Here is a 12,246-nt window from a genome sequence, read left to right on the forward strand (position 1 = left end):
TTCACCGTGTGGCAAATCGGTGTTTGCCCCCAAATTTGGGTTCAGGACAGGAGATGGCGTGCTTCCTCGGTCCGGCGATGTCATCCATGTGACGAAGGCGGCGAGTGTCCAATTCTCATCGCCCATGCTCTTCCGCGTCATCCGAGTTCATGACTGGCCGACGTACGACGGCTGGATCTGGCTGGACGGCTACGAGCTCAACGCAGGCGGCGACGCCGTCGAGCGCCGCTCCATCTTTGTGCAGGTCGGCGGTCTGCGCCAGGTCGGCAAGGCGCCCGACCCGCGCGCCCGCAACGCCCGTCAGCCGGGATTGACCTCGGGTGCGATCCCGACCCGTGCCCTGCGCGCCAACCGCTGAGCTCACCTCTGCCGACCGGGTGCCCCACGGCCCAGTGCCCCACGACCGGGTGACTCATGGCCGTGTAACTCGTAGCTGTGTAACTCAGGGCCGGGTGACGAAGTCAGTCCTCGTCGTAGTCGACGGACGGCGTGGTGGTAGGAGTGGACGGCGGCGTCGTGGTGGCGGTCGGCTCACTCGCGATGATCAGGTTCACGATCGTGTCACCGGGCACCTGCTGACCCTCGGCCGGGTCACTGCCGATGATCGTTCCCGGCGGGGCATCCGTGCTGGCCACGTAGCGCAGGCGGTAGTTGAGACCCTTACGGTTCAACGCGTTTCTGGCCTCGTCCAGGGACAGCCCCCGCAGCGCGGGAATGGTGATGTCGCTGGCCGTGCTCGGCGCCGCACTGGACGGGGTTGCCGAGGTCGGAGCGGCCGACGATGGCTTCGCCGTCGGCTCGGTGGTAGCGGTCGCAGCCGGTGCGCGCGTCGCCGTGGCGGTCACCACCGGGGTCCCCTGATCGGTTCCACCATTCGACTTCGCGATCAGATAGATCCCCCAGCCGAGCAGCGCGAGCAGCACAAACGCCACGATCCCCACGAGGATCGGCGTCCACCATCTGCCGCGGGGCTCATCCTCCGGAACGGCCGCCCAGTCCGTACGCGTGGCATCGTCGGCGGGTCTTGGCGCACGGACCCCGGCCCGGCCCGCCCAGATCTGGTCCTCGTCGTCCCAGCCGGACGCGCCCCCACTGGCCGGCGCATAAACCGACGTCGCGTCGTTGTCCGAAACCGGTCGAAAAACCGAGGTCACGTCGGCGTCTGCCGGGACAGGCGGCAGGACCCGGGTCTCATCGTCGGCCCCGCTGTCACCCGCTCCGGTACGCCCGTTCGGCTTGATCTCATCCTCGTCGCGGAACGGGAAGAACTCGCCGGTGTCATCGGACATCGCCGTACCTTCCTCCCTGGTCCGCCCTCTAAGAAATCAACTTAACCAATCTTGAAGCATTCGCTCATCGATTCGCAGGCATCGTCAACGACCGCTACAGTGCCCGGCATGGCCGCTAAGGGCTGGATAACGCAGGTGGCAGCCGCGGCCGGGGTGGCCGCGGGGACAGGTGCCGCCCAGCTCGGGCTGGGCTACGGCCTGGGCGTGGTGGTGTGGCCCGCGACGGCGACCCCGGACGACAGCGTCTGGCTGGGCAGTCTCGGCTGGGCAACGTGGATCGCGGCGAGCGCCACGGTGTTCGGTGCCGTGATCGCCGGCCGGCTGGGTCAGGTCTCGGGCGGTCTGTGGCGCTTCGCGCTCGCAGCCTCAGCGTCGGTCGGGGCACTGCTGACGGTCGCGCTGGTCGCGCTGCCCGCCCGCGCCGCCGTGCACCCCGACGAGTACACCCCCCAATCAACAGCCGGAGGGTACGCCCTGATCGGCGTACTTCTAGGAATGGCACTCGCCTACTGGGCAGTCTTCACACGCCCGGTCGCCGCCAACCTCATCGCCACGGCGACCTGGTTGTGGGCCCTGGCAATCGCCGCGGTGGTGATGGATGTCTTCTGGCACCAACCCTCGGCGACCTACCTGACCAGCTGGCAGTTCACCGGCACGGACCCCGGCGCGGTCGTGGGAACCATCTACTGGCCGAGCGCCCTGCTCACGCTCCTCGCCGCCTTCGTGCTCGGCATCCTGGGCGCCTGGGCCGCCACCCGGCGCGGCGACTTCGGGCTCGGCACAGCATCCTCCGGCGCGGTCGGCCCCCTGCTGGTGGCTACGGCGTTCTTCGTGCTCGCCCCCCAGCTCACGGGCTCACTCGGCCCGCTCGAATCGGCCTACCTGACTGCACCGTACGCAGTCCTCGCCGGCCTCGCCGGCTCCGCCCTGACCGTCTCGGTCGGCCGCCGCGCCGCGGAACGCCGCACAGCCCGCGCCAACCGCCCGCCGCAGCCACCCCGCCAGCGACGAACCCGCCGCTCCAAGGGCACCGAGAGCCCCGCGGTGGTGACCGGCCGCGCCAAGGCCCCGGAATCCCCCGCCGAACGCCCCGCCTGGGCCGGCGGACCCGTGACTCCCCGCCCCCGCACCTCCACGGTGACCCCACCCCCGGACTCGCCCACCGTCGCCCAGATCAACCCTCCGTCGTCCGCCAAAGCCGGATCCGCGCCGTTGCCCTCCGGAGCCGGTTCCGCTGCGTCGTCGGCCTCAGGCGGGTCTGCGACGCCTGCCCAGAAGGCTGCCGGACGGGGGCAGACCGACCCGGTGGAAGCTGACAAGGCCCCGGCGAGGAAGACCGTCTCGGCCAAGAAGGCCGCGCCCGGGCAGACCTCGATGTCCGTGCCCGACACCGCGGCGACCACGACGACACCCCGGCAGGCCAGGCCGGCGACCGCTCCGTCAAAGAGTGCTTCGACCCCGGCCAAGAAGGCGAACCCGGCCGCCCCGGGTGCGCAGCCCAAGCCTGCTGTTCCGGGGCAACCGGCCAAAGCCACCCCCGCAAGAAAGAGCGCGCCGCGGAAGGCCAAGCCGAGCGACGTCCCGCCGGAGAACCCCGCCACCGACGGCACGAGCGACAACCCGTAAAGCGACTGCTCTACCTGCACAAAGGCTCCATGTACGCCAAAAGCGCCGCCCGGATCGGGCGGCGCTTTTTGTTTACTTCGAGCCGAGGTCAGGCAGCCTGGCGGATGGCTTCGCCCTCGATCTCGATCTTGATCTTCTTGCCGATCATCACGCCGCCGGTCTCGAGGGCGACGTTCCAGGTCAGGCCCCAGTCCTCGCGGTCGATCTCGGTGCTCGCGCTGAAGCCGAAGACCGACTGGCCGTAGGGGCTGGTGGCGGCACCCTCGAACTCGACGACCAGCTCGACCGGCTTGGTGACGTCCTTGATGGTGAGCTCACCGTCGAGGACAAACTCGGCGCCCGAGTGGGACTTGATGCCGGTGCTGCGGAAGACGATCGTGGGGTACTTCTCGGCCTCGAAGAAGTCGCCCGTGCGCAGGTGGTTGTCGCGGTCGACCTGGCCGGTCTCGACGCTGGCGGTCTTGATCTCAGCGGTGACCGAGGACTGCAGCGGGTCCTCGCCGATCGTGATGGTGGCGGTGGCCTCGGCGAACTGGCCGCGGACCTTGCTGACCATGAGGTGCCGGGCGATGAAGCCGACGCGCTTGTGGGCCGCGTCCAGCTCGTACGTGCCGGCGGCGGGGATCTGGAGGCCTTCGAAGGTGCGGATGTCACTCATGTTTGGATCCTCGTTCCTGGGGCAGAGCCAGTAGTTGTCTGACGGAGCAACAATATGCCAAGCAATATTCCACCTGTCAAGAGAACGCGCTACCATGGGCCGCGTGGCACCTGACTTCGACGACCCCCGCTTCACCGCCTTCGGACTGTTCTCCGAGGCGTTCACCGGGCTCACCAACCGTTTCGCCGCGCAGTTCGAGCAGCACCGGCTCTCCTCGGTCGAGTTCGAGGTGCTGCTGCGCCTGGCCCGCTCACCCCAGAACAGGCTCCGGATGACCGACCTCTCCGGGCAGACCTCGCTGTCCACCAGCGGCGTGACCCGCGTGGTCGACCGCATGGACCGCGAGGGCCTGATCCGGCGCGAGGCCTGCGCCAGCGATCGGCGCAGCTCATACGCGGTGATCACGGAGGCCGGCATCAAGCGCCTCGAGGAAGTGCTCCCGGGCCACCTGGACCTCATGCAGCAGTGGTTCATCGGCCAGCTCTCTCCGGCCGAGCTCGACCAGATGATGGAATCGCTGCGCCGGATCCGGGACGCGGTCAACCCCTGTGCCACCGCCGGCAGTGACGAAACAGAGGTCGAAAGCACCGCGTCAGCAGCCTGACTCGGAGCCGACTTCCCCAGACTGCGGGATGTGAGCGGCGGGCGCTACCGATTCGCCTCCACAGCGAGTAACTGTCCACAGCCACTGACGCGTGAGTAACCGGCAGAACTACCGGCAGAACCGCCGTGCACCCAGGCCGAAACCCGTCTATCCAGGCATTTCACCCGCACCGCGCGGATAGGGTGATCTCCGCAGGGGGACGCGGCGCGGCCGAGGCCGGGGCGGGGCACATCGGGGGAGCCCTCGTTCTCGCCGCGTTAACTGGGGCGCTGTGACGGCCGGTGTTGTGGGGGGCACGTAAAACACCGGCCGTCCACGCACGTTACGACAGGCCGAGCCACTCCTTCTCGCGCGGCAGCAGCTCGATACCCCCGCTGCGACAGATCTCCTCCAGCCGTCGCAGCACGTCGGCCCGTTCCTGCGGATCCGGCGTGCTCCTGGCCTGACCGATCAACGCCTCGACGACATCCCTCGGATCGTAGGCATTGGCGTATGCGTCCGCAGCGGCGGCAAATGCTTCCGCCGCGCGTTTCTGCTCCCCGCGATGCAGCGCCAGGGCCGCCTCGACGATCGCAGCCGGGCCGTCCGGTGGCAGCGGCGAGTCGCCCGGGTGCAGGTCCTCCAGCACCTCCGCGGCCTCGTCGTCGCGACCCGACTCCGCCAGCGCCTGGCCGATCGAGGCCAGCACCCGGCGACGATGCCCGGGGTCGCCGACGTCCTCCAGCTCGGAGATGGCGTGCCGGCCCAGCCGGGCGGCCTCCTCGAGGTGACCGTCGAGACGTTCCACCTCCGCCAGGTTGGCCGCGGCGACCGCGCGCAACCGATGCTCGCCACAGCGGCTGGCCAGGCGATCCACCTCGGCCAGCCGGGCCCGGGCGGCGGCCAGGTCGCCGCGGCGGATCTCGTGCCAGGTCAGATTGTTCTCGGCGACCGCCATGTCGCGGATGCGCCCGCTGGAGCGGGCCAGCTCGAGGGCCGCCTCGCCGTGCACCCTGGCCCGGTCGAAGACGCGGGTGGTCATCCACAGCGCGGCCAGCTGGGTGTGCGCGGTCAGCTGCCCGGAGACGTCACCCAGGTCACGGAAGTCGGCCAGCGCCGCCTCCGCCGAGCCGATCTCCTCGGCGCCGGAGCCGTGCTCCAGGGCCAGCTGGGCGAGCCCCACCTTGGCCCAGGCTCGGGTGGCCGGGTCGGCGTCGGCCGTCCGCGGGTCTGCCAGCAGCCGTCGTAGCCACTGCCGTCCGGTGACGTCCCGGCCGCGGAAGCGCCACCACCTCGGCAGGCAGGCCGCGATGCGCAGGGCGGTGTGCGGGTCCTCCTTCGCCGCCCAGTTGAGCGCCGCGCCGAGGTCACCGGCCACGTCGTCGAGGCGAGCGGCGGCTTCTGCCAGCCGGGCGCCCTTCAGCTCCGGGGCGATGCCGCGGACCATCTCGGCCATCACCTCCGCATGCCGGCTGCGCGCGGCGTGCAGATCGCCCTGGGTCGCGGCCTGTTCGAGGGCGTAGTCGCCGACCACGTCGAGCAGCCGGAAACGGAACGCCCGGGCGCCCCGGGCGCTCAGCATGCCCAACTCGAGGAAGCGGTCGAGCAGGTGCACGACGTCGGTGGCCGGGCGCCCGTCGACGATCTGCTCGGCGAGGTCCAGCGACCAGCGGTTTCTGAACGTGGCGACGCGGTGCAGCGCGGCCTGTTCGTCGGTGGAGAGCAACCGGTAACTGGCTGCCACGGCGTCGCGCACCGAGACCACGCCGCCGTCCTCGGGGCGCCCGGAGAGGTCGAGGACGCGGTCACCGTACCGATCAAGGATCTCTTCGACCGTCAGGACCCGCCCGCGGGCGGCCGCCAGCTCAAGGGCGATGGGCAGGCCTCCGAGGCGCCGGACCAGCGCGGCCAGAGACGGCACCTCTTCGGGCTCGACGGGTGCTCCGCGCACCTTGGCCAGGCGATCGAGGAAGAGCGCGACGGCCGGATAGCCGGCGACGTCCGCGAGCGTCGTGCCCACTCCGGCAGGCGGCGCGACCAGGGGTGCGACCGGCCAGACCCGCTCGGTGGGCAGGCCGACGGGGTGCCGGCCGGTGGCCAGGAAACGCAGGGTCGGGTGCTGGGCAAGCAGGGCGCCGAGCACCTCGGCGATCGACTCGGGCGAGCGTTCGACCGCGTCGATCAGCAGCAGTGCGGCACGCCCGGCGAATCGGGGGGCCAGGTCGTCGGGCCGGCCCACGCCGAAGACCGCGGCGACACCGCCCAGCACCTCACCGGCGGTCGAGCCGTCGGTGATCACGATGCCGGCAACCCCGCCGGGGTGCGCTTCGGCGACCCGATGGGCAACGGTGAGCGCGAGGCTGGTCTTGCCGACCCCGGCCAGGCCGACCAGCGTGATGCCGCGCGGGCCTTCCGCCATCGGCTGGGAGAGCCGGGTGACCAGCTCGGTGACGTCGCCGTCGCGGCCGATCAGATCGCTTGCCGGTGGCAACCGGATGAAGCGGGCCGGCATCGGCGAGCTGGAGGGCTGGCCGCGAGCGGCGGCGAGAAAGGCAAGCCGGTCGGCGCCGGTCAGGCCGAGCGCCGCGGCCAGCAGCTCAACCGTGGTCCGCTGCGGGCGCGATGCGCGGCCGCGCTCAAGATCGCGGACCGTACGCACCCCGACCGCCGCGCGGACAGCGAGCTCCTCTTGCGTCAGCTTCGCCCGCAGCCGGTAACTGCGCAGCACGGCGTCGAATCCCGGACCCTCCTGGTCCGCCCCGTGATCGGACGTCATGGTTATGAACCTAGGCAGACATGTCGATGAATGCCGACCTGAGGCGGCAGTTTGTCGACTAACCGACGCAAAGGCCGCCGGATTTGCCGCCAAACCTGCCCGGGAGTCCAAGATCGCCTGTTCAACGGCGTGAACGCTACAAACCCAGACCGCGGGCGACGATCATCCGCTGGACCTCCGAGGTCCCCTCCCCGATCTCCAGGATCTTGGCGTCGCGGTAGAAACGACCGACCGCCGACTCGTTCATGAAGCCGTAGCCGCCGTGAACCTGGGTCGCGTAGCGGGCGTTCTCCACCGCCGCCTCGCTCGCGTAGAGCTTCGCGAGGGCGGCCTGATGCTTGAAGTCGGCCCCGGCGAGCATCCGGGCCGCAGCATCGTAATAGGACACTCTGGACATGTGGGCGCGCATCTCCATGTCCGCGATCATGAACTGGATCGCCTGGTAGCCGCCGATCGCGCTGCCGAACGCCTGCCGTTCACGGGCGTATTTGAGCGACTCGTCGACACAGCCCTGAGCCAGGCCGGTGGAGAGCGCGGCGATCGCGATCCGGCCCTCGTCGAGGATCCGCAGGAACTGCGCGTAACCACGGCCGCGCTCGCCGAGCAGGTTCGCGGCCGGCACTCGCACGTCGTCGAAGGCCAGCTCGTGGGTGTCGGAGGCGCACCAGCCGACCTTGGAATACGCGGGTGCGACGGTGAACCCGGGGGTCCCCGACGGCACGATGATCGTGGAGAGTTCCTTGCGGCCGTCGGGCTTCGTGCCGGTGACCGCCATGACCGTGACCAGGCAGGTGATGTCGGTGCCCGAGTTCGTGATGAACGCCTTCGAGCCGTTGATGACCCATTCGCCCGTCGCCTCGTCGAGCACCGCGCGGGTCGTCGTGCCGCCGGCGTCGGAACCCGCCCCCGGCTCGGTCAGCCCGAACGCTGCCAGGGCCTCGCCGCTGGTCAGCCGGGGTAGCCAGTGTTCCTTCTGTTCGGGCGTACCAAACAGATAGATCGGCATGACTCCCAGCGAGACCGCCGCCTCCAGGGTGATCGCGACGCTGCTGTCGATCCTGGCCAGCTCCTCCAGGGCCAGGCACAGCGCGAAGTAGTCGCCGCCCATGCCACCGTGCTCCTCGGAGAAGGGCAGACCGAACAGGCCCATCTTGCCCATCTGGCGGACCAGGTCGTACGGAAACGTCTTGCGCTCGTAGTGCTCGGCGATCACCGGCGCCACCTGCTCACGAGCGAAATCTCGCACGCTCTCGCGCAGCGCCTCCTGCTCCTCGCTGAGCCGGAAGTCGACCATGGCGGATCCTCTCTAGACGGGAGTGACGCCGTGGCGACGGCGGGAGAAGGAACGGTCCTTGCCTCGGGCTGCGGCGAAGCGGCGGATCAGCTCGCCGCGCAGGTCGCCGGGCTCGATCACGGTGTCGATGACCAGCTCGCTGGCGAGCCGCATGACGTCGATGTCGCGCTCGTACTCGGCGCGGCGCTCGGCGATGAAACCCTCGCGCTCGCCCTCGGGCAGCGCGGCGATCTTGTTGGCGTAGACGGCATTGACGGCCGCCTCCGCCCCCATCACCGCGATCTTGGCCGTGGGCAGGGCGATCGTCGCCTCGGGGTCGAAGCCCGGGCCCGCCATCGCGTACAGACCGGCGCCGTAGGCCTTGCGCACCACCACGCAGATCTTCGCGACGGTGGCCTCGGAGATCGCGGTGATCATCTTGGCGCCGTGCCGGATGATGCCCTGCTTCTCCACCGCCGAGCCGACCATGAAGCCCGGAACGTCGGAGAGGAAGATCAGCGGCACATTGAAGGCGTCGCAGAGCTGCACGAACCGGCTCGCCTTGTCGGCCGAGTCGACGAAGAGCACGCCGCCCTTGAACATCGAGTTGTTGCCGAGCACCCCGACGACCTGGCCGTCGAGGCGCGCGAAGCCGACCGCCAGCTCGCGGGCCCAGAGCGCGTGGATCTCGAAGAACGAGCCCTGGTCGACGATGCCCTTGATGTAGCGGCGCATGTCGAACGCCTGCCGCTCGCTGACCGGCACGAGAGCGCCGAGGTCAACCGCAGCCGATTCCACCGGCTCGGCGACCGGCGGCTCCTGGGTGTAGTTGGACGGCAGGTAGGAGAGGTAGGAGCGGACTACGTCGAGGGCGTCCTGCTCGGTCTTGCAGAGGAAATGCCCGACGCCGGACTCCGCGCAGTGCACCCGGGCGCCGCCCATCGCCTCCAGCGTGGTGCGCTCCCCGGTGACCATCTCGACCATGCGGTCGGAACCGAGATACATACTGGCGTTGCCCTCGACCATCGCGACCACGTCGCAGAACGCCGGGATGTAGGCCCCGCCGGCTGCGGACGGCCCGAACAACGCGCAGACCTGCGGGATCGACCCGGACGCGCGGACCTGGGTGTGGAAGATCTTTCCCGCTCCGCGGGGGCCCGGGAAGAGGTCGACCTGGTCGGTGATGCGCGCGCCCGCGGAATCCACGAGATACACCATGGGTACGCCCGTCGCGTATGCCCGCTCGATGATTCTGATGATCTTCTCGACCGTACGCGCGCCCCACGACCCCGCCTTCACGGTGGAGTCGTTGGCCATCACGCACACACCGCGCCCGTCGATCCGCGCTGTTCCGGTGATCACGCCGTCCGCTGGGAGCCCGTCGGCAAGACTGTTGGCGTAGAGGCCGTCCTCGACGAAGGAGCCGTCGTCGACCAGCAGCGCGATGCGTTCACGGGCGAACAGCTTGCCCTTCGCGGCGTTCGCGGCGTGGTATTTCTCCGCGCCGCCGGCGACCGCCCGCTTGTGCGCCTGCGCCAACGCTTCCACGTCGAAAGCCACGTGGCCCCCTCCCGCCGCTCGTTCCGCCCTGAACGATCGTTAGGTTAGCGCAATTGCACGTGGGGGGAAAGACGCAAACGGGAGCCCCCGCAGGCCGCGGGGGCTCCCGTTCTTCGATGCCGACGCCGTGGAGGAGCATCGGCATCTTTTTTCGTACCCGGCGCTTGACAGCGCCGCTCGGGTCACGCCCGGGACCGGCGTGATCCGGGTCTTGAAAGCTGCCGGTATTGATAACGAAGCGGACCAGCCGGGGACACGCTTCAGACCAGGCGGGTACGCGGTCCCGCGCGCAGAACCCCCGACGGCAGCGTGCGGCCGAGCATCTTCTCGGCCATCGACGCGACGTCGAGCAGCGATTCCAGGTCGACGCCCGTGGTGATGCCCATGTCCTCGAGCATGTGCACCAGCTCCTCGGTGGCGATGTTGCCGGAGGCGCCGGGCGCGTAGGGGCAGCCACCGATCCCGCCGACGCTGGCGTCGAACTCACGGATGCCGAGCTCGAGCGCTGTCAGGACGTTCGCCAGCCCCGTGCCGCGCGTGTTGTGAAAGTGCAGCAGCTCCGGGCGTACCGATGAAAGAAGATCACGGACCCGGCGGGGAGTCGCCATGCCCGTGGTGTCGCCGAAGGCCGTCCGGTCGGCGCCGTCGGCACGGACCCGTTCCACGATGGACGCCACGCGGTCCGGATCGATGTCGCCCTCGAACGGGCAGCCGAAACTGGTCGCGACGATCACCTCGAGCGTCGCGCCGGACGCATGGACCAGCGGAATAAGCGCGGTGATCTCGTCGAGCGTCTCGGCGGTGGAACGGTTGAGATTGCGCCGGTTGTGGGTGTCGCTGGCCGAGACGACAACCTCGATCTCGCCGAAACCCGCCGCGATGGCGCGCTCGGCCCCGCGTTTGTTGGGGATCAGCGCCGAATAGCGAACGTCGGGGTTGTGCCAGGCGCGGGCCCAGACCTCGTCCGCGTCGGCCATCTGCGGAATGGCTTTCGGGTGGACGAACGAAACCGCCTCGATCCGCCGCACCCCCGTGCCGGAAAGCGCGTCGATCAGCCGCACCTTGTCGTCGGCCGCAATGGGCTCCTCGTTCTGCAGGCCGTCGCGGGGAGCGACCTCACGGATCGAGACGGCGGTCATGTCCTCACCTCATCCGGGCCACGATGCCCGTGTCGTAGTCGCCCGACAGGAACTCGTCGTTCTCCAACAGCTCAGCGAAGAAAGGCAGGTTGTTCTTGGGACCGGCCACCTGGAAACCGGCCACCGCGGCACGCGCTTTGGCGATCGCGGCCGCCCGGTCCACACCGAACACGATCAGTTTCGCCATGAGCGAGTCGTAGAACTGGGTGACCGTGGTGTCCGGCCCATATCCCGAGTCGACCCGCACACCGTCGCCGGCCGGTTCCATCCACGTCGTGATTTTGCCGGGGCCAGGGAAGAAACGCTTGGGATCCTCGGCATTGACCCGGAACTCGATCGCGTGCCCGCTGGTGGGGCGTTCGACGTCGAAGTTCGGCTCGAGACCGGAGGCGATCCGCAGCTGCTGCTCGACCAGGTCGGTGCCGTGGATCAGCTCGGTGATCGGGTGCTCGACCTGCAGCCGGGTGTTCATCTCGAGAAAGAAGAACTCACCGGTCGCCGGGTCGAGCAGGCATTCGACCGTGCCCGCGTTGCGATAACCCACGGCCTCGCCGGCCTTGACCGCCGCGGCCAGGAAACGCGCGCGCAGCTCGGGGCTGACCGCCGGGCTCGGGGCTTCCTCGACGAGTTTCTGATTTCGTCGCTGCACCGAGCATTCCCGCTCGCTCAACGCGATCACCCGGCCATCGGCGAGACCGAGAATCTGCACCTCGACGTGCCGGACCCGGGGGAAGTAACGCTCGATGAGCACCGAGCCGTCGCCGAACATCCGCTCGGCGAACGCCGTGACCTTGTCGTATTCCTTGCGCAGCGCGGTTTCGTCGTCGGCGACGGCCATGCCCATTCCGCCACCGCCGGCCGCGGCCTTGACCATCACCGGATAGCCGATCGTTTTCGCCGCCTCGATCGCGGCCTCGACGGATTCCGCGGGATCGTGCGTGCCGGGAGCCACCGGGACCCCGGCCTCCGCCATCAGGTTCCGGGCATTGATCTTGTCGCCCATCGCGGTGATCGCCTCGGCGCCGGGTCCGATCCACACCAGGCCGTTCGTTTCGACCGTACGCGCGAAGTCCGCATTCTCACTCAGAAAGCCATAGCCGGGGTGAATCGCCTGAGCCCCCGTCGACTTCGCCGCGGCGAGGATGGCCTCGGTGTTCCGATAGCTCTCCGCCGGATTGGCCGGGCCCACGCACACCGATTCGTCGGCCTCGACGACAAACGGCATTCCCGCGTCGGCCTCGGAGTAGACGGCGATCGACCGGATTCCCAGCCGTTTGGCCGTGCGGATGATCCGGCGGGCGATCTCGCCCCGGTTGGCAACGAGCAACGACTCGATCATCTT

General features: G+C 69.4%; 10 protein-coding genes. 3 read left to right on the forward strand and 7 right to left on the reverse strand.

Annotated features, from left to right (window positions below):
- The first annotated feature begins 58 nt into the window (after nt 1-58).
- On the forward strand, nt 59-358 hold the full coding sequence (locus tag Ahu01nite_RS15640) for a hypothetical protein (RefSeq protein WP_203837246.1): 300 nt from the start codon (nt 59-61) through the stop codon (nt 356-358).
- 103 nt (nt 359-461) lie between these two features.
- Here the strand turns inward: Ahu01nite_RS15640 and Ahu01nite_RS15645 are convergent, their stop codons facing one another.
- A complete protein-coding gene (locus Ahu01nite_RS15645; protein WP_203837247.1) occupies nt 462-1,289 on the reverse strand; it encodes a PASTA domain-containing protein in 828 nt (275 codons plus the stop codon).
- A gap of 108 nt (nt 1,290-1,397) precedes the next feature.
- Between Ahu01nite_RS15645 and Ahu01nite_RS51360 the strand changes: the two genes are divergently transcribed.
- On the forward strand, nt 1,398-2,915 hold the full coding sequence (locus Ahu01nite_RS51360; protein ID WP_203837248.1) for a DUF2339 domain-containing protein: 1,518 nt from the start codon (nt 1,398-1,400) through the stop codon (nt 2,913-2,915).
- 88 nt (nt 2,916-3,003) lie between these two features.
- Here Ahu01nite_RS51360 and Ahu01nite_RS15655 read toward each other — a convergent pair whose 3' ends face one another.
- Complete coding sequence (locus tag Ahu01nite_RS15655) at nt 3,004-3,573, reverse strand: YceI family protein (RefSeq protein ID WP_203837249.1); 570 nt, start codon at nt 3,571-3,573, stop codon at nt 3,004-3,006.
- Between the two features lie 94 nt (nt 3,574-3,667).
- On the opposite strand from Ahu01nite_RS15655, the gene Ahu01nite_RS15660 reads away from it, so the two are divergent.
- Entirely contained in the window at nt 3,668-4,177 is a 510-nt protein-coding gene (locus tag Ahu01nite_RS15660) for a MarR family winged helix-turn-helix transcriptional regulator (RefSeq protein WP_203837250.1), read from the forward strand.
- A 322-nt stretch (nt 4,178-4,499) separates the two neighbouring features.
- Here the strand turns inward: Ahu01nite_RS15660 and Ahu01nite_RS15665 are convergent, their stop codons facing one another.
- The 5 genes from Ahu01nite_RS15665 to Ahu01nite_RS15685 form a co-directional block, all read right to left on the reverse strand.
- Complete coding sequence (locus Ahu01nite_RS15665; RefSeq protein WP_203837251.1) at nt 4,500-6,932, reverse strand: ATP-binding protein; 2,433 nt, start codon at nt 6,930-6,932, stop codon at nt 4,500-4,502.
- Between the two features lie 136 nt (nt 6,933-7,068).
- Nucleotides 7,069-8,226: an acyl-CoA dehydrogenase family protein gene (locus tag Ahu01nite_RS15670; RefSeq protein ID WP_203837252.1), complete on the reverse strand. Its 1,158-nt coding sequence runs from the start codon at nt 8,224-8,226 to the stop codon at nt 7,069-7,071.
- A gap of 12 nt (nt 8,227-8,238) precedes the next feature.
- Complete coding sequence (locus Ahu01nite_RS15675) at nt 8,239-9,765, reverse strand: acyl-CoA carboxylase subunit beta (RefSeq protein WP_203837253.1); 1,527 nt, start codon at nt 9,763-9,765, stop codon at nt 8,239-8,241.
- A 260-nt stretch (nt 9,766-10,025) separates the two neighbouring features.
- Nucleotides 10,026-10,904, reverse strand: a complete 879-nt coding sequence (locus Ahu01nite_RS15680) for a hydroxymethylglutaryl-CoA lyase (RefSeq protein WP_203837254.1) — start codon at nt 10,902-10,904, stop codon at nt 10,026-10,028.
- Nucleotides 10,905-10,908: 4 nt separating this feature from the next.
- The gene (locus tag Ahu01nite_RS15685; RefSeq protein ID WP_203837255.1) at nt 10,909-12,243 is read right to left on the reverse strand and encodes an acetyl-CoA carboxylase biotin carboxylase subunit; all 1,335 of its coding nucleotides are present in this window, start codon (nt 12,241-12,243) and stop codon (nt 10,909-10,911) included.
- Between the last annotated feature and the right edge of the window lie 3 nt (nt 12,244-12,246).

Origin of the sequence: Winogradskya humida (assembly GCF_016862215.1) — a bacterium.
Classification (GTDB): domain Bacteria; phylum Actinomycetota; class Actinomycetes; order Mycobacteriales; family Micromonosporaceae; genus Actinoplanes; species Actinoplanes humidus.